At 70.1% G+C, this 21,641-nt stretch carries 21 protein-coding genes and 1 pseudogene; 17 read left to right on the forward strand and 5 right to left on the reverse strand.

From position 1 onward, the window contains the following. Positions 1-243: 243 nt before the first annotated feature. Entirely contained in the window at positions 244-408 is a 165-nt protein-coding gene (locus ACIBW9_RS39115) for a hypothetical protein (protein WP_016432180.1), read from the reverse strand. A 427-nt stretch (positions 409-835) separates the two neighbouring features. On the opposite strand from ACIBW9_RS39115, the gene ACIBW9_RS39120 reads away from it, so the two are divergent. From ACIBW9_RS39120 to ACIBW9_RS39135, 4 genes are all read left to right on the forward strand, one after another. Beyond that, positions 836-1,489 carry a response regulator transcription factor gene (locus ACIBW9_RS39120; RefSeq protein ID WP_003993508.1) on the forward strand — a complete coding sequence of 218 codons (654 nt, stop codon included), beginning with the start codon at positions 836-838 and terminating at the stop codon, positions 1,487-1,489. 6 nt (positions 1,490-1,495) lie between these two features. After that, positions 1,496-2,731 carry a sensor histidine kinase gene (locus ACIBW9_RS39125; RefSeq protein ID WP_390699668.1) on the forward strand — a complete coding sequence of 412 codons (1,236 nt, stop codon included), beginning with the start codon at positions 1,496-1,498 and terminating at the stop codon, positions 2,729-2,731. A gap of 393 nt (positions 2,732-3,124) precedes the next feature. Beyond that, positions 3,125-3,421, forward strand: coding sequence for a DUF4193 domain-containing protein (locus ACIBW9_RS39130; RefSeq protein ID WP_005481602.1), 297 nt, complete (start codon positions 3,125-3,127; stop codon positions 3,419-3,421). 13 nt (positions 3,422-3,434) lie between these two features. Then, positions 3,435-4,358, forward strand: coding sequence for a hypothetical protein (locus tag ACIBW9_RS39135; RefSeq protein ID WP_398962587.1), 924 nt, complete (start codon positions 3,435-3,437; stop codon positions 4,356-4,358). Positions 4,359-4,364: 6 nt separating this feature from the next. Here the strand turns inward: ACIBW9_RS39135 and ACIBW9_RS39140 are convergent, their stop codons facing one another. Continuing rightward, complete coding sequence (locus ACIBW9_RS39140; RefSeq protein WP_398962590.1) at positions 4,365-4,829, reverse strand: DUF3093 domain-containing protein; 465 nt, start codon at positions 4,827-4,829, stop codon at positions 4,365-4,367. A 58-nt stretch (positions 4,830-4,887) separates the two neighbouring features. Between ACIBW9_RS39140 and ACIBW9_RS39145 the strand changes: the two genes are divergently transcribed. The 9 genes from ACIBW9_RS39145 to ACIBW9_RS39185 all read left to right on the forward strand — a co-directional run bounded on the left by ACIBW9_RS39145 (position 4,888) and on the right by ACIBW9_RS39185 (position 13,680). Continuing rightward, on the forward strand, positions 4,888-5,472 hold the full coding sequence (locus tag ACIBW9_RS39145; protein WP_398962593.1) for a PaaI family thioesterase: 585 nt from the start codon (positions 4,888-4,890) through the stop codon (positions 5,470-5,472). Beyond that, positions 5,469-6,020, forward strand: a complete 552-nt coding sequence (gene dut / locus ACIBW9_RS39150) for a dUTP diphosphatase (protein ID WP_398962596.1) — start codon at positions 5,469-5,471, stop codon at positions 6,018-6,020. Before ACIBW9_RS39145 ends, dut begins: the two co-directional genes overlap by 4 nt. Position 6,021: 1 nt before the next feature. After that, positions 6,022-6,783 (forward strand): DUF3710 domain-containing protein, encoded by a 762-nt coding sequence (locus tag ACIBW9_RS39155; protein ID WP_398962599.1) that lies wholly within the window; start codon positions 6,022-6,024, stop codon positions 6,781-6,783. A gap of 201 nt (positions 6,784-6,984) precedes the next feature. Next, positions 6,985-8,115: an alginate lyase family protein gene (locus ACIBW9_RS39160; RefSeq protein WP_398962602.1), complete on the forward strand. Its 1,131-nt coding sequence runs from the start codon at positions 6,985-6,987 to the stop codon at positions 8,113-8,115. A gap of 71 nt (positions 8,116-8,186) precedes the next feature. Further along, positions 8,187-8,879, forward strand: coding sequence for an ABC transporter ATP-binding protein (locus tag ACIBW9_RS39165; RefSeq protein ID WP_398962605.1), 693 nt, complete (start codon positions 8,187-8,189; stop codon positions 8,877-8,879). Positions 8,880-9,001: 122 nt separating this feature from the next. Then, positions 9,002-11,548 (forward strand): ATP-binding protein, encoded by a 2,547-nt coding sequence (locus ACIBW9_RS39170; RefSeq protein WP_398962608.1) that lies wholly within the window; start codon positions 9,002-9,004, stop codon positions 11,546-11,548. Beyond that, positions 11,545-12,231, forward strand: a complete 687-nt coding sequence (locus tag ACIBW9_RS39175) for a response regulator (protein WP_398962611.1) — start codon at positions 11,545-11,547, stop codon at positions 12,229-12,231. Before ACIBW9_RS39170 ends, ACIBW9_RS39175 begins: the two co-directional genes overlap by 4 nt. 297 nt (positions 12,232-12,528) lie before the next feature. After that, positions 12,529-12,927 (forward strand): OB-fold nucleic acid binding domain-containing protein, encoded by a 399-nt coding sequence (locus tag ACIBW9_RS39180; RefSeq protein WP_398962614.1) that lies wholly within the window; start codon positions 12,529-12,531, stop codon positions 12,925-12,927. A gap of 3 nt (positions 12,928-12,930) precedes the next feature. Next, a complete protein-coding gene (locus tag ACIBW9_RS39185; protein ID WP_398962616.1) occupies positions 12,931-13,680 on the forward strand; it encodes a DUF3159 domain-containing protein in 750 nt (249 codons plus the stop codon). Positions 13,681-13,815: 135 nt separating this feature from the next. On the opposite strand, the gene ACIBW9_RS39190 is transcribed toward ACIBW9_RS39185, so the two are convergent. Further along, the gene (locus ACIBW9_RS39190; protein ID WP_099931848.1) at positions 13,816-14,493 is read right to left on the reverse strand and encodes a TrkA family potassium uptake protein; all 678 of its coding nucleotides are present in this window, start codon (positions 14,491-14,493) and stop codon (positions 13,816-13,818) included. Beyond that, positions 14,493-15,164 carry a TrkA family potassium uptake protein gene (locus ACIBW9_RS39195; RefSeq protein ID WP_030939613.1) on the reverse strand — a complete coding sequence of 224 codons (672 nt, stop codon included), beginning with the start codon at positions 15,162-15,164 and terminating at the stop codon, positions 14,493-14,495. Before ACIBW9_RS39195 ends, ACIBW9_RS39190 begins: the two co-directional genes overlap by 1 nt. Before the next feature lie 383 nt (positions 15,165-15,547). Between ACIBW9_RS39195 and ACIBW9_RS39200 the strand changes: the two genes are divergently transcribed. From ACIBW9_RS39200 to ACIBW9_RS39210, 3 genes and pseudogenes are all read left to right on the forward strand, one after another. Then, the gene (locus tag ACIBW9_RS39200) at positions 15,548-17,602 is read left to right on the forward strand and encodes an APC family permease (RefSeq protein ID WP_398962620.1); all 2,055 of its coding nucleotides are present in this window, start codon (positions 15,548-15,550) and stop codon (positions 17,600-17,602) included. Between the two features lie 104 nt (positions 17,603-17,706). After that, entirely contained in the window at positions 17,707-19,035 is a 1,329-nt protein-coding gene (locus ACIBW9_RS39205; protein WP_398962623.1) for a class I SAM-dependent RNA methyltransferase, read from the forward strand. 396 nt (positions 19,036-19,431) lie between these two features. Continuing rightward, positions 19,432-20,211 (forward strand): annotated as a pseudogene (locus ACIBW9_RS39210) (aminotransferase class III-fold pyridoxal phosphate-dependent enzyme); the annotation flags it as partial. A gap of 139 nt (positions 20,212-20,350) precedes the next feature. Here ACIBW9_RS39210 and ACIBW9_RS39215 read toward each other — a convergent pair. Beyond that, positions 20,351-20,626, reverse strand: coding sequence for a hypothetical protein (locus tag ACIBW9_RS39215; RefSeq protein WP_398962625.1), 276 nt, complete (start codon positions 20,624-20,626; stop codon positions 20,351-20,353). Positions 20,627-20,686: 60 nt separating this feature from the next. Between ACIBW9_RS39215 and ACIBW9_RS39220 the strand changes: the two genes are divergently transcribed. Further along, positions 20,687-21,571, forward strand: a complete 885-nt coding sequence (locus ACIBW9_RS39220; RefSeq protein ID WP_398962627.1) for a LysR family transcriptional regulator — start codon at positions 20,687-20,689, stop codon at positions 21,569-21,571. Positions 21,572-21,641 lie beyond the last annotated feature (70 nt).

The following is a 21,641-nucleotide window of genomic DNA, read 5'->3' on the forward strand; positions in this document are numbered from 1 at the left end:
CCGCCTGGTCCCACCCGGGTGTCACCAGCCAGCCCACCTGCCCCGCCTGCTCGTGCGACACCCACACCAAGGGCAGCAGAAGGACCCCCACCAGTGCCCCCCCCCCCCCCCCCCCCCCCCCCCCCCCCCGCGGGCCCCCCCCCCGCCGCCCCCCCCCACCCAAAGGAGGCGCCACAAGCAAACCCCCGGCGCTGGATTCGCCGGGGGCCGCTGTCGTACGTACGCGCTGATCAGACGCAGACGCTAGGCGCCGACCTCCACACCGTGCTCGGCGGCGAGGCGGCGCAGGTCGTCGAGCTCGCCCTGCTCCACCTCGACGAGGAAGTCGTCGCCCTCGTCGCGAGCCCGCGTCAGGTCGGACTCGGTCGTCCTTATGCGCTGCAGAAGTCCTGCGGTGAATGCGTCCATGCTGCGCCCCCTCGTCCTGGGTCGTGGGTCGGTGGCACGGGGGTGTGCCGTTGGGAAGGGGCGATCACGTCTCCATCAGGTGCCCGGCACACGGGCGCCGGGGGTGGCGACGGTGCCGGACACCCACGCCCACTCTGCGGAAAGCGGATTGCGCCGTGCCGCATGGTGTTGCGGCACTAGCAGAGCGTGATCGCGGGGTATGAACCGTCCTCCCCCCGCTTCCTTCCACGGAAACCTCAACCCGCCGAGAAAATCTCGCATTCCCGGGTCTCACACCTGTCCTTCATCCTGCGCTCATCCTGCGCTCCCCGCCTTACCGCCGACTTATGACCGAAAAGGGCAGGATGGAGGCACACACTCATGAAGACCCCTGCCCGCGTGTGCCCTTGCAGGCGCTACGCGGGTGGACACAGGAAGGACAAGCGACGTGCGCGTACTCGTCGTCGAGGACGAGCAGCTGCTCGCCGATGCGGTGGCCACCGGACTGCGCCGGGAGGCCATGGCCGTCGACGTCGTGTACGACGGTGCGGCCGCCCTGGAGCGCATCGGCGTCAACGACTACGACGTGGTCGTCCTCGACCGCGACCTCCCGCTCGTCCACGGCGACGACGTCTGCCGCAAGATCGTGGAACTCGGCATGCCCACGCGCGTGCTGATGCTCACGGCCTCCGGCGATGTCAGCGACCGCGTCGAGGGCCTGGAGATCGGCGCCGACGACTATCTCCCCAAGCCCTTCGCGTTCAGCGAGCTCATCGCACGCGTGCGTGCCCTCGGCCGGCGTACGAGTGTGCCGCTGCCGCCCGTTCTGGAGCGCGCGGGCATCAAGCTCGACCCGAACCGCCGTGAGGTCTTCCGTGACGGCAAGGAGGTGCAGCTCGCGCCCAAGGAGTTCGCCGTCCTGGAGGTGCTGATGCGCTCCGAGGGCGCCGTCGTCTCGGCCGAGCAGCTCCTGGAGAAGGCCTGGGACGAGAACACCGACCCGTTCACCAACGTCGTGCGCGTGACCGTCATGACCTTGCGCCGCAAGCTGGGCGAGCCGCCCGTGATCGTCACCGTGCCCGGCTCCGGCTACCGGATCTGATGCGCGATGGCCGCAACACCCGCTCTCCCCACGGCACCGCCCAAGCCCACCTGGGACCCCCGGAAGCCCGAGCCGCCGTTCCCCTGGCTGCGCCCGACCATCCGCATACGCCTCACGCTGCTGTACGGCGGCATGTTCCTGATCGCCGGCATCCTGCTGCTGTCGATCATCTATCTGCTGGCCGCCCAGGCCCTCCATGAGGGCAGTGGCCAGGCGTTCTCGGTGTCCGGCAACTTCGACATCACCAGCACTACCTGCCCCGCCGTGAACTCGGCACCGCTGAGCGAGGTCAGCTCGATCCTGAAGCAGTGCGACGCCATCCAGCGCCAGCATGCCCTCGACGACCTGCTGAGCCGCTCCCTGCTCGCACTCCTCGGCCTCGCGATCATCGCCTTCGCCTTCGGCTACGCCATGGCCGGCCGGGTGCTCTCCCCGCTCGGCCGGATTCTGCGCACCGCGCGCGCGGTGGCCGGCTCGGACCTGTCCCGCCGTATCGAGCTGGACGGCCCGGACGACGAGATCAAGGAACTGGCCGACACCTTCGACGACATGCTGGAGCGCCTGCAGCGCGCCTTCACCGCCCAGCAGCGCTTCGTCGGCAACGCCTCGCACGAGCTGCGCACCCCCCTCGCGATCAACCGCACGCTGCTCGAGGTGCACCTGTCCGACCCGAACGCGCCGGCGGAGCTGCACCAGCTCGGCAAGACGCTGCTGGCGACCAACGAGCGCAGCGAGCAGCTCGTCGAGGGCCTGCTGCTGCTCGCCCGCAGCGACAACCAGATCGTCGAGCGCAAGCCGGTGGACCTCGCCGAGGTCGCCGAGCAGGCCGTCGACCAGGTGCGCTCGGAGGCGGACGCCAAGGGTGTGGTGATCCGCGGCGAGCAGAAGCCCGCGGTCGTGCAGGGCAACGGCGTGCTCCTGGAGCGGATCGCGCTGAACCTGGTACAGAACGCCGTGCGGTACAACGTGCCGGAGGACGGCTGGGTCGAGGTCACCACCGAGGTCCAGCACGGCCAGGCGGTCCTGGTGGTGTCGAACACCGGACCGGTGGTACCGGCGTACGAGATCGACAATCTCTTCGAGCCCTTCCGGCGGCTGCGCACGGAGCGCACGGGCAGCGACAAGGGCGTCGGCCTCGGTCTTTCCATCGTCCGGTCGGTGGCCAGGGCCCACGGCGGGCACATTTCGGCCCAGCCCCGTGAAGGGGGTGGCCTCGTGATGCGCGTCGCGCTGCCGATCTGAGATCATGTCGCCGACACACGGGGATGTTCGCTTTGCGCGGAATTTTCTGGCCGCCGAACGGAGCATCCCATGTGTGATCGATCACAAGGGCGATTTTCTGGCCATCTACTCTCCGTGATCATGAGGACTGCCGTAAAGCCGGGAAAATCCGGGTTTTCGGGTGTCCTGATCACGGGAAGTACAGGGTGAGGCGCCTTTGAAGTGCGGTAGGGGGACCGTGTACGGTCCCGTTCGCCATCCAAGCCGATCACTCTTGAGGAGTCCGGTTGGGTGTCGATTGAGTAACAGACCTTGATGTGAGGCAAAATCTCCGCCTCGGGTCGGGCACAAGTCCGGCCTCTCACGCGTTACGTGCGCTGGAGACACCGCAGACACCCAGAGGGGGAGAGCGACATGGCAACGGATTACGACACCCCACGCAAGACCGACGACGACGTCGACTCGGACAGCCTTGAAGAGCTCAAGGCCAGGCGTAACGACAAGTCGACCTCCGCTGTGGACGTCGACGAGTTCGAGGCCGCCGAAGGCCTGGAGCTGCCCGGCGCGGACCTCTCGAACGAGGAGCTGGCCGTCCGGGTGCTGCCCAAGCAGCAGGACGAGTTCACCTGCATGAGCTGCTTCCTGGTGCACCACCGCAGCCAGCTGGCCCGCGAGAAGAACGGTCAGCCGATCTGCCGCGACTGCGACTGAGGCCGGGTCGGCCGTGACCGGCTCGACCCCTCCTTGGAAGCGCCGCTCCCCCTTGCCGGGAGCGGACGAAGGGCCGTCCGGCGGCCCTCACGGCGCGCGTGACGACGAGCGGGGCCCATCCGGTGCGACACCGGGTACGCAAGGGCCCACAGGATCGGCCTCGCTCGAACCGGCGGCCGGCCGGGCCGACCTCCCGGCCACGCCGCAGACCCGCGTGCCCGGCGCCAGACGGGCCGCGGTGATCCGCGACAAGGCCAGGGCAGGCGTCCGCAAGGGCGGCAGCGCCGCCAGGGCGGGCCTGGCGTATGTCGCGGACAGGATCATCGAGAACGCCCCGCGGATCCCCGTACGGGACCTCGCGGCGCTCCGCAGACAGTTCCCCGGCCTGGGACCCGAGCAGCTCGCGGACAAGCTCGTGGCGGGAGCGGCGGCCGCCACCTCGACGGTCGGCGCGGGGATCGGAGCGGCGGCGATGCTGCCCGTACCGCCCGCGATGCCGACGGAACTGGCCGCCGAGATCACCGGGGTCGCGGCGATCGAGCTGAAACTGATCGCCGAACTCCACGAGGTCTACGGCGTACGCCCGCCCGGCAACCTCAAGCAGCGCAGCACCGCGTATCTCAACTCCTGGTCGGGAGAGCGCGGGATCGACGTGACCAAGCCGTCGACCGTGAGTTCCGCGCTGAACGGCCCCATGAAGCGCGAACTGCGCCAGCGGATCATGAAACGCATGGTCCGCGACCTGCCGAACCTCATGCCCTTCATGGTGGGAGCCGCCGTGGGGGCGGTCATGAACCGCCGGGACACCAAGAAGCTCGCGGCGCGGATCCGGGGGGACCTGAGAAAGGTCCAGGTGCCCTGGGACGCACTCCCCGACCTCCCGCCCCTGGAAGCCCCGGAGCGGCCGCTGGAGCTGGGGGACGGCTCAGCGGGCTGAGCGGGGTTACGCCACGGCCTCCCTGGCCGTCCTCAGCGCCTCAGCCAGACGCTCCGGCTCCCGCGTCGACAGGTACAGATACGGCGTCGGGTCCTCGGGGTCGGTGACCTCCACGCGCAGGGCCGTGGGGATGTAGGCGCGCAGCAGGAGGAAGGCGCGGGTGTCGGCCTTGTAGGTGCGCCAGGCGCGCGCCTCCTCCGGGTCCAGCACCTCCGCCTCGCCCAGCGCCGTCACCGGGATCTTCGCCTCGCCCGCGATCAGCGAGCCGGCCACCACCCGGATGCGGACCGAGCCGTACGCGCTCGCCGCGACCGCCATCGCCGCCGTGCCGCCGACCAGGCCGCCGAGCAGCGGCAGGGTGCCGAAGGGCAGCAGGATCAGGGCGAAGGAGACGCCCACCAGGAAGGAGATCAGCCACCACGAGCGGGGGGCGGTGAGGCGTTCTTCGTAAGGGGTGGCGGAGAGCTGCATGCAGCCAAGCTTGGCACGGTGTCCGGATTTGGTGGACGCGCGGGTAAGGTCTGCGGCTGTGAGTGGTACTTCCCCAGCTCTTCAGCCTCCCGCCGACGCGGTGAAACCGGTGCGGCACCCTGACGCTCCCGCGCCCGGTGAGCTGCTCGGTGCCCACTACGAACAGTGTTTCGGATGCGGCGGCGGGCAGCCCCATGGACTGCACCTGGAGGCACGGGCCGGCGAAGGCGTCACCATCACCGCGGAGTTCACCGTCCAGCCCGCTCACCAGGGGGCGCCCGGACTGGCCCACGGCGGGGTGCTGGCCACCGCCCTGGACGAGACCCTCGGCTCGTTGAACTGGCTGCTCAGGACGATCGCCGTGACCGGACGGCTGGAGACGGACTTCGTGCGGCCCGTTCCGGTCGGGACGGTGCTGTACCTGGAGGCCGAGGTCACGGCGGTGGCGGGCCGCAAGATCTACTCGTCCGCCACCGGGCGCATCGGCGGCCCGGACGGGCCCGTGGCCGTGCGCGCCGACGCGCTGTTCATCGAGGTGAAGGTCGACCACTTCATCGACAACGGCCGCCCGGAGGAGATCCGCGCCGCCATGAACGACCCGGACCAGATCCGGCGCTCCCGCGCCTTCGAGGTGAACCCGTGAGCCGTGACCCCGTGAACGTAGCGATCCGGCGCGTCGACCCCGACGTACCGCTTCCGTCGTACGCACATCCCGGTGACGCGGGCGCCGATCTGCGTACCACCGAGGCGTGTGAACTGCAGCCGGGCGAGCGGGTCGTGCTGCCCACGGGGGTGTCGATCGCGCTCCCGGAGGGGTACGCGGCCTTCGTGCACCCGCGGTCCGGGCTCGCCGCCCGTTGCGGTGTCGCCCTGGTGAATGCCCCGGGGACGGTTGATGCCGGGTACCGTGGGGAGATCAAGGTGATCGTGGTGAATCTCGACCCGCGCGAGGCCGTGCGGTTCGAGCGCTTCGACCGGATTGCCCAACTGGTCGTCCAGCAAGTCGAGAGGGTCCGCTTCCAGGAGGTCGCGGAGCTTCCCGGCTCGGCGCGGGCCGAAGGGGGCTTCGGGTCCACCGGAGGTCATGCGGCGGTGGCCGGGACGAGCAGCACAATCGGTCAGGCCGCCGTGGGCGGCACTACGGGTGGGAATCGATACGCTTCGGTCGTATCCGACCGGGAAGGACAGTGACGTGTTCGGACGTCGCAACAAGAAGGGTGCCGCCGAGGACGCGGCCGGCGAGGCCGAGCAGGTCGTCGACTTTGTCGACACTGAGGCGGACGACGAAGAGGGCGAGCGCGAGCGCGTGAGGCTCGAGCCCGAGCCGCGGCCGGACGGCCCCTGGGACGACTCCGAGGTGCGCGACCCCGCGGAGGGCCGCGTGGACCTGGGCGGTCTCTTCGTGCCCGGCGTCGACGGCATGGAGCTACGGGTCGAGGTCGCGGGTGACGCGATCGTCGCGGCGACCGTCGTGCTGCGCGACAGCGCCATCCAGCTGCAGGCCTTCGCCGCCCCCAAGCGCGAGGGCATCTGGGCCGAGGTGCGCGAGGAGATCGGCGCCGGCATCACTCAGCAGGGTGGCATCGTCGACGAGGTCGAGGGCCCGCTCGGCTGGGAGCTGCGCGCCCAGGTGCCGGTCCAGCTGCCGGACGGCACGGGCGGCTTCCAGGTCGTGCGGTTCGTCGGTGTGGACGGTCCCCGCTGGTTCCTGCGCGGCGTGATCTCCGGCCAGGGCGCGGTGCAGCCGCAGGCGGCCGGCCTGCTCGAGCAGATCTTCCGGGACACGGTCGTGGTCCGCGGCGAGGGCCCGATGGCGCCCCGCGACCCGATCGTCCTGAAGCTGCCGAACGACGCCCAGATGGTCCCCGAGGGTGTCCTGCAGGAGGAGGGCTCGCGCTTCTCCGGCGGCATGGGGCAGCTGCAGCGCGGACCGGAGATCACCGAGGTCCGCTAGCCGTACGTCGAAAGGGCCGCACCCCAGGGGGTGCGGCCCTTTTTCGTGTGCAGGACCCTTGACGGCGCATTGGTCTGTACCTACGGTCTCCGCTCAACACGCCTGTTCATAAAGGCGCTTCACGTTCACCTATAAGAACGGATGACCCTCGCCATGCGCCGTACCGCACTCCTCGCGACCGCTTCCTCGCTTGTCGTGTGCATGATTTTCTGGCCTGTCGCCCGCCACGCCGACGCCGCCCCCGCCGCCTTCGTGCACCCGGGAGTCACCGTCTCCAAGGCACAGTTGGACTTCGCACGAACCAAGGTGAACGCGGGCGCCCAGCCCTGGAAGGGTGCCTTTGACCAGATGATGGCGAGCAAGTACGCCGACCTGAACCACACGCCGAAACCCCGTGCGACGGTCGAGTGCGGCTCCTACTCCAACCCCGACCACGGCTGCACCGACGAGCGCCAGGACGCGATCGCCGCGTACACCGACGCACTCGCCTGGTACCTCACCCGCGACGACCGGTACGCGAAGAAGTCCATCGAGCTGATGGACGCCTGGTCCGCCGTGCTCAAGGAGCACACCAACAGCAACGCGCCCCTGCAGACCGGCTGGGCGGGCTCCTCCTGGCCGAGGGCCGCCGAGATCATCAAGTACACGTACACCGGCGGCTGGCCGAACTCCGGCCGCTTCGCGACCATGCTCCGCAACGTGTACCTCCCCGAGGTCGTCAAAGGCTCCCACTCCAACGGCAATTGGGAGCTGTCGATGATGGAGGCCGCGATCGGCATCTCCGTCTTCCTGGAGGACAGGGCGTCGTACGACAAGGCCATGGCGAAATTCCGGACCCGTACCGCCGCCTATGTCTATCTCTCCTCCGACGGCGATCTGCCGAAGACGGTGCCCGGCCAGAACCTCGACACCAAGGCGAAGATCGTCAGCTACTGGCAGGGACAGTCCACCTTCGTCACCGGGCTCACCCAGGAGACCTGCCGCGACCTCACCCACACGGGATACGGCATCTCCGCGATCTCGCACGTCGCCGAGACCAGCCGGATCCAGGGCCAGGACCTGTACGGCACCGACGTCGGCGAGCGGCTGCGGCAGGCGCTCGGGTTCCAGGCCAAGTACCAGCTGGGCGCCGCCGTCCCCGGCTGGCTGTGCGGCGGCTCGCTGAAGCTCGGGCTCGGACCCGTCACCGAGGTCGGCTACAACGCCCTGCACAACCGCCTGGGCATCGCGATGACCAACACACAGACGCTCACCGAGCAGCAGCGCCCGGCCGGCACCAACAGCCTCTTCGTCGCCTGGGAGACCCTCACCCACGGGGACAATCCGAGCTGACCGACCGTTGAAGGACCGGGCGCCGGGTGACGATACTGACGCCCGGCCGACGGCTGCACGGGGGAGGGCACATGAGCCAGGTGGTCACCGGGACCATGGTGCGGGTCGAGAACGTCCACAAGTCCTACGCTCAGGGAGCGGCCGCAGTGCATGCCCTGCGCGGTGTCTCCTTCGAGGTGTCGCGCGGCGAACTCGTCGCCCTCAAGGGGCGCTCGGGGTCGGGCAAGACGACGCTCCTCAACATCGTCGGCGGGCTCGACGTACCGGACGAGGGGCGGGTGAGCGTCGACGGCCTCGACCTGTCGCAGCTCGGCGAGGACGGACTTCTGGCCCTGCGGCGCGACCGCGTCGGCTTCGTGTTCCAGTCCTTCGGGCTGATCCCCATCCTCACGGCCGCCGAGAACGTCGGCGTGCCGATGCGGCTGCGCCGGGCCGAGGCGCGCGAGCGCGAGGAACGTGTCGAACTGCTGCTCGCCCTCGTCGGTCTCACCGATCACGCGGCCCAGCGGCCCGGCGAGCTGTCCGGCGGCCAGCAGCAGCGGGTCGCCATTGCCCGCGCCCTCGCCAACAGCCCCTCGCTCCTCGTCGCCGACGAGCCGACCGGCCAACTGGACGCCGAGACCGGGCACGCGGTCATGGAGCTGCTGCGGGCCGTCGTCGACAGCGAACAGGTCACCGCCCTGGTGGCCACCCACGACGCGACCCTGCTGGACCTCGCCGACCGGGTGCTGGAGCTGCGCGACGGGGAGATCGCCGAGCACTGAGCGGTACGGCGTCAGAGTTCCGTCAAAGACGGCTCCGATGCCGCTGACGGGACCTTTTGTCGCGATTGCTGGCCGTAAGGTCGACGCTGCGTGGGCAGCAGTGACCGGAAGACAATGGGGCCATGGGACGCGGCAAGCTTCGGATCTACCTCGGTGCGGCACCGGGCGTCGGCAAGACGTACGCGATGCTCTCCGAGGCGCACCGGCGGGTGGAGCGGGGCACCGACTGCGTGGTGGCCTTCGTGGAGCACCACGGGCGCCCGCGCACCGAAGTGATGCTGCACGGCCTGGAGCAGGTGGCCCGCAAGGAGCTGGCGTACCGGGACACGGCCTTCACCGAGATGGACGTCGACGCCGTCCTCGCCCGCAGCCCCCAGGTGGCCCTCGTGGACGAGCTCGCCCACACCAATGTCCCCGGCTCCCGCAACGCCAAGCGCTGGCAGGACGTGGAGGAACTGCTCGCGGCCGGCATCGACGTCGTCTCGACCGTCAACATCCAGCACCTGGAGTCGCTCGGCGACGTCGTCGAGTCGATCACCGGCGTACGGCAGCGGGAGACCGTGCCGGACGAGGTGGTGCGCCGGGCGGACCAGATAGAGCTCGTCGACATGTCGCCCCAGGCGCTGCGCCGCCGTATGGCGCACGGCAACATCTACCAGCCCGACAAGGTCGACGCGGCCCTGTCGAACTACTTCCGGCCCGGCAACCTGACCGCCCTGCGGGAACTGGCCCTGCTCTGGGTGGCGGACCGGGTCGACGAGTACCTGAAGCAGTACCGCAGCGACCACCGGGTGTCGAAGATATGGGGCTCGCGGGAGCGGATCGTGGTCGGTCTGACCGGCGGACCCGAGGGCCGCACCCTCATCCGGCGGGCCGCGCGCCTCGCCGAGAAGGGCGCGGGCGGCGAGGTGCTCGCCGTCTACATAGCCAGCAGCGACGGGCTGACGGCCGCCTCACCGAAGGAACTGGCGGTGCAGCGCACCCTCGTGGAGGACCTCGGCGGCACCTTCCACCACGTGGTCGGCGACGACGTACCGGCGGCGCTGCTCGCCTTCGCGCGCGGGGTCAACGCCACGCAGATAGTGCTCGGTGTCTCACGGCGCAAGAGCTGGCAGTACGTCTTCGGGCCCGGCGTCGGCGCGACGGTCGCCCGCGACTCGGGGCCCGACCTCGACGTCCACCTGATCACGCACGACGAGGCGGGCAAGGGCCGCGGGCTGCCGGTGGCCCGGGGGGCGCGGCTGGGCCGGTCGCGGATCATCGCGGGCTGGCTGGTCGGTGCGTTCGGCCCCGCGCTCCTCGCGGTTCTCCTGAACACCGTCCAGCTCGGACTCGCCAACGACATGCTGCTGTTCCTGGCGGTGACGGTCGCCGCGGCGCTGCTCGGCGGCCTGTTGCCCGCGCTGGCCTCGGCCGCGCTGGGCTCGCTGCTGCTGAACTACTTCTACACACCGCCCCTGCACCGCTGGACCATCGCCGACCCGAAGAACATCGTCGCCATCGTGATCTTCGTGGGCGTCGGCGTGTCGGTGGCCTCCGTGGTCGACCTGGCCGCCCGGCGCACCCACCAGGCGGCCCGGCTGCGCGCCGAGTCGGAGATCCTGTCGTTCCTCGCGGGCAACGTGCTGCGCGGCGAGACCGGTCTGGAGGAACTCCTCGAACGGGTCCGAGAGACCTTCGGCATGGAGTCGGCGGCCCTGCTGGAGCGGGCCGGCGACCACGATCCGTGGACCTGCGCGGGCCGTGCGGGCCTCGGGCCCGCGGTGCAGCGGCCGGAAGAGGCGGACGTCGACGTGCCGGCCGGTGACCACATGGCGCTGGCGCTGACCGGGCGGGTGCTGCCCGCCGAGGACCGCCGGGTGCTGGCCGCGTTCGCCGCCCAGGCGGCCGTCGTACTGGACCGCCGGCGCCTCCAGGAGGAGGCCGAACAGGCCCGGACCCTGGCCGAGGGCAACCGGATCCGCACGGCGCTGCTGGCCGCCGTGAGCCATGACCTGCGTACCCCGCTGGCCGGGATCAAGGCGGCCGTGTCGTCCTTGCGCTCGGACGACGTGGCGTGGTCCGAGGAGGACGAGGCGGAGCTGCTGGAGGGCATCGAGGAGGGCGCCGACCGGCTCGACCACCTGGTGGGCAACCTCCTCGACATGTCCCGTCTGCAGACCGGCACGGTCACCCCGCTGATCCGCGAGGTCGACCTCGACGAGGTCGTACCCATGGCGCTGGTCGGAGTGCCCGAGGACAGCGTCGAGCTGGACGTGCCGGAGACCCTGCCCATGGTCGACGTGGACCCGGGCCTGCTGGAGCGGTCGGTGGCCAACCTGGTGGAGAACGCCGTCAAGTACAGCCCGCCGGGCCGCCCGGTACTGGTCGCCGCCAGCGCCATCGCCGACCGCGTCGAGGTACGCGTGGTCGACCGCGGACCCGGCGTCCCCGACGACGCCAAGGAGCGCATCTTCGAGCCCTTCCAGCGCCACGGCGACGCCCCGCGCGGGGCCGGCGTGGGCCTCGGCCTCGCCGTGGCGCGCGGTTTCGCGGAGGCCATGGGCGGCACCCTGAACGCCGAGGACACACCCGGCGGCGGCCTCAGCATGGTCCTCACCCTGCGTGCGGCAGGATCGCGCGCGCCCGAGCTCGTCCACCCGGCGGAACCCGAAAGGCAGGCCACATGACCCGTGTGCTGGTCATCGATGACGAGCCGCAGATCGTGCGCGCCCTCGTGATCAACCTCAAGGCGCGCAAGTACGAGGTCGACGCGGCTCACGACGGCGCCACCGCCCTGGAGCTCGCCGCCGCCCGCCACCCCGACGTGGTCGTCCTGGACCTGGGCCTGCCCGACATGGACGGCGTCGAGGTGATCCGCGGGCTGCGCGGCTGGACCCGCGTGCCGATCCTGGTGCTGTCCGCCCGGCACACCTCCGACGAGAAGGTCGAGGCCCTCGACGCCGGCGCCGACGACTACGTCACCAAGCCCTTCGGCATGGACGAACTGCTCGCCCGGCTGCGGGCCGCCGTCCGCCGCGCCGAGCCGGTCGGCGCCGGCGAGGACGACGTGACCACCGTGGAGACCGAGGAGTTCACCGTCGACCTGGCCGCGAAGAAGGTCAACCGGGGAGGCAAGGACGTACGGCTCACGCCCACCGAGTGGCATCTGCTGGAGGTGCTGGTGCGCAACACGGGCCGGCTGGTGAGCCAGAAGCAGCTCCTGCAGGAAGTGTGGGGTCCGTCATACGGCACCGAGACGAACTACCTGAGGGTGTACATGGCCCAGCTGCGCAGGAAGCTGGAGGCGGACCCGTCGCACCCTGAGCACTTCATCACGGAGCCCGGGATGGGGTACCGGTTCGAGAGGTGAGCTGCGCGGCGGGCCGGGGGTCCGGGGGGTGGCCCCTGGGAGCTGTGGCATCACGGAGCCGGGGATGGGGTGCCGGTTTGAGAGGTGAGCTGTGCGGCGGGCCGGGGGTCCGGGGGGTGGCCCCTGGGAGCTGTGGCATCACGGAGCCGGGGATGGGGTGCCGGTTTGAGAGGGGAGCTGTGCGGCGGGCCGGGGGTCCGGGGGGTTGTCTCCCGCCGGTTCGAGAGGTGAGGGCGTCGGTTCGGTCCCCGGGGTCGGGGGTACGTAGCTGTCAGTGCACCCCGGTACGCTTCAGATATGAGTCCTGTTCCTCAATCCGAAAAGCCGGTGGGCCGGTTCCGGCGCATGCTCGACCGGCTCTCCTCTTCGCAGGAGGACCTGGAGTCCGAGGAGCTGCGGGAGGACACCGAGACCGCCGGATGCACCCGGATCGGTGACTGTCACGACCGACAGATCGTGACGGTTACTGGTACCTTGCGCACGGTCACCCTGCGGCCGCGTGCGGGCGTCCCGGCCCTGGAGGCCGAGCTGTTCGACGGCTCCGCCGCCCTGGACGTGGTGTGGCTCGGCCGGCGCTCCATCGTGGGCATAGAACCGGGGCGCAGGCTGATCGCATCGGGCCGCGTCTCGCTCAGCCGGGGCCGCCGGGTGCTGTTCAATCCGAAATACGAACTGAGACCCCTCGGACGGGAGTAGCCGGTGACGTCGCTCGACAAGCCGACCGAAGACACTCAAGCCGACGAAGCCCGGGCGGTGACCGAGGCCGCCCTGTTCGAGGCGTTCGGCGGAGTGCGGGGCATGGTCGAGACGGTGCTGCCCGGCCTCCTCTTCGTCACCATCTTCACGATCAACAAGGACCTGCACTGGTCGGCGATCGCCGCCCTCGCGGTGTCCCTGCTGCTCGTGGTGGTCCGCCTGGTGATGCGGGACACCGTCAAGCACGCGTTCAGCGGTGTCTTCGGTGTCGCCTTCGGTGTCGTCTTCGCGATGATGACGGGCAACGCCAAGGACTTCTACCTCCCCGGCATGCTCTACACGCTGGGCCTGGCACTGGCGTACATCGTCACGACCCTGTGCGGGGTGCCACTGCTCGGGCTGATCCTCGGACCGGTGTTCAAGGAGAACCTCTCCTGGCGGACGCGCAATCCTGGGCGCAAGAAGGCGTATGCCAAGGCCAGTTGGGCCTGGGGGCTGATCCTGCTCGCCAAGTGCGCGATTCTCTTCCCGCTGTACTGGTGGGCGAACACGGCGCAGTTGGGCTGGGTGCTGGTCGCGCTGAAGATTCCGCCGTTCCTGCTGGCCGTGTGGCTCACCTGGGTGTTCCTGGCGAAGGCGCCGGCTCCGATCGACGTGTTCGCGGAGATGGAGGCGGAGGAGAAGGCCGAGAAGGAGCGGGCCGCTACCGCGGAGGCCGAGCCGAGCGGTGCCCGGCACCGGCGGGAGGCGTAGCCCCTGGGGGCTGCGCCCCCAGACCCCCGCTCGTCGGCCTGGACTGCCTCGTCCTCAAACGCCGGACGGGCTGAGACAACAAAACGAAGGGCGCCCCTGGGTTCAGGGGCGCCCTTCGTCGTACCGGACGGGCGATCAGCTCGCCGTGTCCTCGCGCCGGACCGACAGCAGGTCCTCCAGCTGCTCCTCCCGGGCCTGGGCGGCGACGAAGAGGAGTTCGTCGCCCGGCTCCAGGGAGTCGTCGCGGGACGGGGTGAGGACTCGGGTGCCGCGGATGATCGTGACCAGGGACGTGTCCTCGGGCCATTCGACGTCGCCGACCTGGGTGCCGGCCAGGGCCGACTCCTCCGGCAGCGTCAGCTCCACCAGGTTCGCGTCGCCGTGGCTGAAGCGCAGCAGGCGTACCAGGTCGCCGACCGAGACCGCTTCCTCGACCAGGGCCGACATCAGACGGGGGGTCGACACCGCCACGTCGACGCCCCAGGACTCGTTGAAGAGCCACTCGTTCTTGGGGTTGTTGACGCGGGCCACGACACGCGGGACGCCGTACTCCGTCTTGGCGAGGAGCGAGACGACCAGGTTCACCTTGTCGTCGCCCGTCGCGGCGATCACCACGTTGCAGCGCTGGAGCGCCGCCTCGTCCAGCGAAGTGATCTCGCAGGCGTCGGCCAGCAGCCACTCCGCCTGCGGGACGCGCTCGACCGAGATGGCGGTCGGCGCCTTGTCGACGAGCAGGACCTCGTGGCCGTTCTCCAGCAGCTCGCCCGCGATCGAGCGGCCGACCGCGCCGGCACCGGCAATGGCGACCCTCATCAGTGACCGCCCTCCTCTTCGGGACCCTTGGCGAAGGACGCCTCGACCTTGTCGACCTCGTCGGTGCGCATCATCACATGCACCAGGTCGCCCTCCTGCAGCACCGTCTGCGAGCTGGGCAGGATCGCCTCACCGAGCCGGGTCAGGAACGCCACGCGGACGCCCGTCTCCTCCTGCAACTTGCTGATCTTGTGGCCGACCCAGGCGGCGGAGGCATGCACCTCGGCGAGCTGGACACCGCCCGTGGGGTCCCGCCACAGCGGCTCGGCGCCCGAGGGCAGCAGCCGACGCAGCATCTGGTCGGCCGTCCAGCGGACCGTCGCGACGGTGGGGATGCCGAGGCGCTGGTAGACCTCGGCACGACGCGGGTCGTAGATACGGGCTGCGACGTTCTCCACGCCGAACATCTCGCGGGCCACCCGCGCGGAGATGATGTTCGAGTTGTCCCCGCTGGACACGGCAGCGAAGGCACCGGCCTCCTCGATGCCGGCCTCGCGCAGGGTGTCCTGGTCGAAGCCGATCCCGGTGACCCTACGGCCGCCGAATCCGGGCCCGAGGCGGCGGAAGGCCGTGGGGTCCTGGTCGATCACTGCGACCGTGTGCCCCTGTTGCTCCAGGGTCTGGGCAAGCGCGGAACCCACTCTTCCGCAGCCCATGATGACGATGTGCACGACCGTCCTTCCGGTGTCAAGAGTTACTGCTCAGCCACATCAGGGTCTCAGACAGACGCCCAAGCTACACACGCGCGGTAGGACGACGGCACCCCCGTGCACGGTTGCCGCACCGCGTGTGACCTCAGCGACGGCTGATGCTGCGGACACTGGCAAGAGTCAGGATTCCGAGGCCGACGAGGGCCGCCGCGGCGCCGATCAGCTCTGCGGTGGCATGCATGGAACCTCCAAGGGGCGGCAACTGGGGCGGTGATTGTCATATAGGCATGAGGGCGTGGCGAGCTGCGGAATCCGTCGCCGGAGCCCCCTGTGTTTTCACTCGGAGGGCAGATGGGTGGGGGAGGGTGGTTGGGTGCCCGTTCGAACGCCTACGATTACCTGTTGTGTCCAAACTGACCGACGTGCCCAAACGGATTCTGATCGGGCGCGCACTGCGCAGTGACCGGCTGGGCGAAACGCTCCTGCCGAAGCGCATCGCCCTCCCCGTCTTCGCCTCCGACCCGCTGTCCTCCGTGGCCTACGCCCCGGGAGAGGTGCTGCTGGTCCTGTCCATCGCGGGTGTGTCGGCGTACCACTTCAGCCCCTGGATCGCCCTCGCGGTCGTCGTGCTGATGTTCACCGTGGTCGCTTCCTACCGGCAGAACGTGCATGCCTACCCGAGCGGCGGCGGCGACTACGAGGTCGCGACCACCAACCTGGGCGCCAAGGCGGGCCTGACCGTGGCCAGCGCCCTGCTCGTCGACTACGTCCTCACCGTCGCCGTGTCGATCGCGTCCGGCATCGAGAACCTCGGCTCCGCGATCCCGTTCGTGGTCGAGCACAAGGTGCTGTGCGCCGTCTCCGTGATCGTGCTGCTGACGCTGATGAACCTGCGCGGCGTGAAGGAGTCCGGCAAGCTCTTCGCGATCCCGACGTATGTGTTCGTCGGCGGCGTGTTCATCATGATCGCGTGGGGTGCGTTCCGGGGGCTGGTGCTCAACGACACCATGCGGGCGCCGACGGCGGGCTACACGATCAAGGCCGAGCACCAGGGGCTGGCCGGTTTCGCGCTGGTCTTCCTGATGCTGCGGGCCTTCTCCTCCGGCTGTGCCGCGCTCACCGGTGTCGAGGCGATCTCCAACGGCGTGCCGGCCTTCCGCAAGCCCAAGTCGAAGAACGCCGCGACCACGCTGGCCGCGATGGGTCTGCTCGCCGTCACCATGTTCTGCGGGATCATCGTCCTCGCCCTGACGACCAAGGTCCGCATGGCCGAGAACCCGGCCACCGACCTGCTCAAGCACGGCGTCGCGATCGGCTCCGGCTATGTGCAGAACCCGGTGATCACCCAGGTGGCCGAGGCCGTCTTCGGCAAGGGCAGCTTCCTGTTCGTGGTGCTCGCCGCGGCCACCGCCCTGGTCCTGTTCCTGGCCGCCAACACCGCCTACAACGGCTTCCCGGTGCTCGGCTCGATCCTCGCCCAGGACCGCTATCTGCCCCGCCAGCTGCACACCCGCGGCGACCGCCTGGCGTTCTCGAACGGCATCGTGCTCCTCGCCGGTGCGGCCACCCTGCTGACCGTGATCTACGGCGCCGACTCGACCCGGCTGATCCAGCTGTACATCGTCGGCGTGTTCGTGTCCTTCACGCTCAGTCAGACCGGCATGGTCCGGCACTGGAACCGTCATCTGGCCGTCGAGAAGGACCTCGCCACCCGCCGCCACATGGTGCGCTCCCGTGCGATCAACGCCTTCGGCGCCTTCTTCACCGGCCTGGTGCTGGTCGTCGTCCTGGTCACCAAGTTCACGCACGGCGCCTGGGTCGCCCTGCTCGGCATGGTGATCTTCTACGCGACGATGACCGCGATCCGTAAGCACTACGACGGTGTGGCCGCGGAGATCGCGGCGCCCGAGGGCCCGAGCGACGACAGCGTACGGCCCTCCCGCGTCCACTCGGTCGTCCTGATCTCGAAGATCCACCGCCCCACGCTGCGTGCCCTCGCCTACGCCAAGCTGATGCGTTCCGACAGCCTGGAGGCGCTCACCGTCAACGTCGACGCGGCGGAGACGAAGGCGCTGAAGGAGGAGTGGGAGCGGCGCGGCATCGACGTACCGCTGAAGGTGCTCGACTCGCCGTACCGCGAGATCACGCGGCCGATCATCGAGTACGTCAGGGGCCTGCGCAAGGAGTCGCCCCGCGACGCGGTGTCCGTGATCATCCCCGAGTATGTGGTCGGCCACTGGTACGAGCATCTTCTGCACAACCAGAGCGCGCTCCGGCTCAAGGGCCGGCTGCTGTTCACGCCGGGCATCATGGTGACGTCCGTGCCCTACCAGCTGCAGTCCTCGGAGGCGGCGAAGAGCAGGGCCCGCAAGCGGCAGGAGTGGAACGCGCCGGGTTCGGTGCGGCGCGGTCCGGCCCAGGAGGGCCGGCCGAAGGAGCCCTCAAGCTCCCAGGGCTGACACACGTCGGTCAACGGCCGGACGACACCCACGTAGACTGGTGGGCTGTTGTCCGGCTGTTTCCTTTCGCCAGTTCCCCTTCGATGTTGTGGAGTCACCCCGCCATGCAGGCAGAACCGAAGAAGTCGCTGGTCGGGGAGGAGTACGAGGTCGAGATCGGCCCCGTCGCCCACGGCGGGCACTGCATCGCCCGTACCGCCGACGGCCAGGTGCTGTTCGTCCGGCACACCCTGCCCGGTGAGCGGGTCGTGGCGCGGGTCACGGAGGGCGAGGAGGGCGCCCGTTTCCTGCGCGCGGACGCCGTCCAGGTCCTCTCGGCCTCCAAGGATCGCATCGAGGCGCCCTGCCCCTACGCCGGCCCCGGCCGCTGCGGCGGCTGCGACTGGCAGCACGCCAAGCCGGGGGCGCAGCGGCGGCTGAAGGGCGAGGTGCTCGCCGAGCAGCTGCAGCGGCTCGCGGGCCTGACGCCCGAGGAAGCCGGCTGGGACGGCACCGTGATGCCGGCCGAGGGCGACAAGCTGCCCGCGGGCGAGGTGCCTGCCTGGCGGACGCGGGTGCAGTACGCGGTGGACGCCGACGGGCATGCCGGTCTGCGCCGGCACCGCTCACACGAGGTCGAGGCGATCGACCACTGCATGATCGCGGCCGAGGGCGTCAGCGAGCTGGGCATCGAGAAGCGCGACTGGGCGGGCATGGCGTCGGTCGACGCCATCGCGGCGACGGGATCGCAGGACCGCCAGGTGATCCTCACGCCGAAGCCGGGCGCCCGGCTGCCGATCGTCGAGCTGGACAAGCCGGTGTCCGTGATGCGGGTGGAGGAGAAGGACGGCGGGGTGCACCGCGTCCACGGCCGCCCCTTCGTACGAGAGCGTGCGGACGGCCGTACGTACCGTGTCGGCAGCGGCGGCTTCTGGCAGGTCCACCCGAAGGCCGCCGACACCCTGGTGACCGCGGTCATGCAGGGCCTGCTGCCGCGCAAGGGCGAGATGGCGCTCGACCTGTACTGCGGCGTGGGCCTGTTCGCGGGAGCCCTCGCCGACCGGCTCGGCGACAAGGGCGCGGTCCTCGGCATCGAGTCCGGCAAGCGGGCCGTCGAGGACGCCCGGCACAACCTCGCCGACTTCGAGCGGGTGCGGATCGAACAGGGCAAGGTCGAAGCGGTACTCCCGCGCACCGGAATCACCGAGGTCGACCTCATCGTCCTGGACCCCCCACGCTCGGGCGCCGGCCGTCAGACGGTCGCCCACCTGTCCTCCCTGGGCGCCCGCCGCATCGCATACGTGGCCTGCGACCCGGCAGCGCTGGCACGGGACCTGGGGTACTTCCGGGACGGGGGGTACCGGGTGCGGATGTTGCGGGCGTTCGATCTGTTTCCGATGACCGCGCACGTGGAGTGCGTCGCGATCCTGGAACCCACTGGAAAGGGCTCTTGACCTGCGGTTTTCTGACTTCTTTCGTCGGCTCGACCTGTTTGGGAGGTGGGAACGGGTGAAGGCGGACGATGCCGCGTGACGTGGGCGTTCGTCTGAGGAGGAGGGGTGCGTGGGAGTGGCGCAGGGGAGTGGTGGCGTTGTTCGACGAAGTCGCGCAGGAGATTGCAGTGTGCGCGTTCCCAGGGCACGGGGTGGATGACGCGGGCGATGGTGAGGGCCATCGCAGCTCTCTCCAGGACCGTCACAGCGGTGGGGCCGAATGTCGAGGGGGTGGGCTGGCGTGACGAGGCGGGCAACATGACCACCCGGCCCCAGCTTTCGCCCTGGTACTCCACGGATGTCACGAGCCAGCCGCCGGGTCCGGACACGGATGTGCGGCCGGCGGGAGGTGTCGCTCGTGAGCGCTGGGACGAGGAGACCGCGACCCGCTTCGCCCTGAAGGAGCTGGACTACACGCTCCAGACGACCTCCTCGCCCGCCGACACGGCCGCGATCATCGTCGAGCCGGTGCTCGGCGAGGGCGGTTACGTGCCCGCGAACCGCGCCTTCATGCAGGGCCTGCGGGAGCGGGCAGACCGCCACGGCTTCCTGCTGATCCTCGACGAGGTACAGACGGGCGTCGGCCGCACCGGTCGCTTCTGGGGTCACGACCACTTCGGCGTCACGCCCGACATCCTCATCACCGCCAAGGGCCTGGCCAGCGGCTTCCCGCTGTCAGGAATCGCCGCCTCCGAGGAGCTGATGACCAAGGCGTGGCCGGGCTCGCAGGGCGGTACGTACGGCGCCAACGCCGTCGCCTGCGCCGCGGCCTGCGCCACCCTCGACGTCGTCCGCGACGAGAGGCTCGTCGAGAACGCCGAGGCGATGGGCAAGCGCCTTCGCCAGGGCCTGGAGGCGGTGGCCGACCGGACCGCAGGCATCGGCGACGTACGCGGCCTCGGGCTCATGCTCGCCACGGAGTTCGTCACCGAGGACGGCAGTCCGGACCCTGAGACTGCTGCCCGCGTGCAGCGTGCCGCCGTCGACCAGGGCCTGCTCCTGCTTCTGTGCGGTGCCTGGAACCAGGTCGTGCGGATGATCCCGGCCCTGGTGATCGACGAGACGGCGGTGGACCAGGGACTTGAGGCATGGGCGGCCGCGGTGGAGGCCGGCACATCGGGAGCGGCGCGGCGATGACGTGGTCGGGCCGGGGCGCCGTCCTTTCCGGCCGCACCCGGCCTGCGCGTACCGAGGGCTCCTGTGCGGTCGTCACCGCGGCGACGGTCCGCCTGGTGGCGACCGCACAGGCTTCCACACCGCTCCCTCGCGTCTTGAGTCAGGAGCTTGCGAAGTCGCGCAGGTGAGCAGCCAGGTTCTCCGGCGCTGCTGTACGACCAGCAGCGCCGGAGGCGCGGGCCTTCACCGCGTCCGCGTCGTCGCAGTCGAACTCGACATACCACCAGGCACGGGCCTCGGGGAAGCCAGTGACGGAGTCCGGGCCGCGGCGGGCCCGCATGGTGGCGACGAGCGCCTCAACCAGCTGTGACCCCGATGCGGTGACAGAAACGGTCACCGCATCGGGGGGCCGTGCTTCGTCGAGGCTGTCCTTCACGCAACCATGGTCGGGACCATCGAGTCGTCGGCTGCTTTGCTGAGGGGCAGAGGGTGCGCAATGGACATTCGGCAGCTGGAGTACTTCCTTGCGATCGTCGATCGTGGGGGGTTCAACCGTGCGGCCTCGGCTCTGTACGTGTCGCAGCCGTCGCTGTCGCAGGCCGTGCGGGCACTGGAGCGTGATCTCGGTTCCGAGTTGTTCCATCGCATCGGGCGTAGGGCAGTGCTGACGGAGGCCGGAAGGGCTCTGATCGAGCCTGCCCGGGAGGCCGTGCGGAGTCTGGAGACGGCGCGGGCAAGTGTCGCGGCGGTGCATGAGCTGCGGGAGGGGCGCCTGGACGTGGCATCCGTGCCGTCGCAGGCGGTGGAGCCGCTGACGAGTCTGGTGAGTGCCTTCAGCCACCGGTATCCCGGCGTCTCCGTGGCCATCAAAGCGGCGTTCACCTCGCGGGATGTGATCGACATGGTGCGCACGGGTGCCGTGGAACTGGGGCTCTTGGCGTCCGCCGGGCCGTTCTCCGACAAGGAGGTCGTCTGCCATGCACTGGGGCGGCAGCGCTTTGTGCTGATGGTGCCGGCCGACGGCCCGTTCGCTGATCGGACGGCGGTGGGGTGCCAGGAGCTTGCCGGACAGCGGCTGATCGTCGGGCAGCCGGGTACCGGGATGCGCGCCTACGTCGACGCGCTGCGGGAACAGGGCATCGAGTTCACCGTCGCCGCCGAGACCGAGCACCGGGTGTCGCTCATGCCCCTGGTACTGGCCGGTGTGGGGCTCGCGGTGGTCATGGATTCCTGGCGGGACCTCGCCCGGCAGTTGGGCGCCCGCGTCCTGGACATCGAGCCGGAGACCACCTTGGACATCGCTCTCGTCAGCCGCCGCGGCAGCCTGTCGCCGGCGGCTGCCGCGTTCGTCACGGCCGCCATCTCGGCTTCCGGCAGCTGATAGGCGCCCCTTATAAGGGATATCCGCTTTGCGTCTTGGACGCCCCGAGGACCGCCTTGCTGCAATCGAC

This window comes from Streptomyces sp. NPDC049541 (genome assembly GCF_044465725.1).
Lineage (GTDB): Bacteria > Actinomycetota > Actinomycetes > Streptomycetales > Streptomycetaceae > Streptomyces.

Bases quoted from the DNA above. Each gene is read 5' to 3' on its own strand.
- ACIBW9_RS39220 (WP_398962627.1), top strand. From the start codon at position 20,687: ATGGACATTCGGCAGCTGGAGTACTTCCTTGCGATCGTCGATCGTGGG.
- ACIBW9_RS39140 (WP_398962590.1), bottom strand. From the start codon at position 4,829: ATGCAGCTCTCCGCCACCCCTTACGAAGAACGCCTCACCGCCCCCCGC.
- ACIBW9_RS39180 (WP_398962614.1), top strand. From the start codon at position 12,529: ATGAGTCCTGTTCCTCAATCCGAAAAGCCGGTGGGCCGGTTCCGGCGC.
- ACIBW9_RS39165 (WP_398962605.1), top strand. From the start codon at position 8,187: ATGAGCCAGGTGGTCACCGGGACCATGGTGCGGGTCGAGAACGTCCAC.
- ACIBW9_RS39160 (WP_398962602.1), top strand. From the start codon at position 6,985: ATGATTTTCTGGCCTGTCGCCCGCCACGCCGACGCCGCCCCCGCCGCC.
- ACIBW9_RS39205 (WP_398962623.1), top strand. From the start codon at position 17,707: ATGCAGGCAGAACCGAAGAAGTCGCTGGTCGGGGAGGAGTACGAGGTC.
- ACIBW9_RS39175 (WP_398962611.1), top strand. From the start codon at position 11,545: ATGACCCGTGTGCTGGTCATCGATGACGAGCCGCAGATCGTGCGCGCC.
- ACIBW9_RS39130 (WP_005481602.1), top strand. From the start codon at position 3,125: ATGGCAACGGATTACGACACCCCACGCAAGACCGACGACGACGTCGAC.
- ACIBW9_RS39190 (WP_099931848.1), bottom strand. From the start codon at position 14,493: ATGAGGGTCGCCATTGCCGGTGCCGGCGCGGTCGGCCGCTCGATCGCG.
- ACIBW9_RS39170 (WP_398962608.1), top strand. From the start codon at position 9,002: ATGGGACGCGGCAAGCTTCGGATCTACCTCGGTGCGGCACCGGGCGTC.
- ACIBW9_RS39125 (WP_390699668.1), top strand. From the start codon at position 1,496: ATGGCCGCAACACCCGCTCTCCCCACGGCACCGCCCAAGCCCACCTGG.
- ACIBW9_RS39115 (WP_016432180.1), bottom strand. From the start codon at position 408: ATGGACGCATTCACCGCAGGACTTCTGCAGCGCATAAGGACGACCGAG.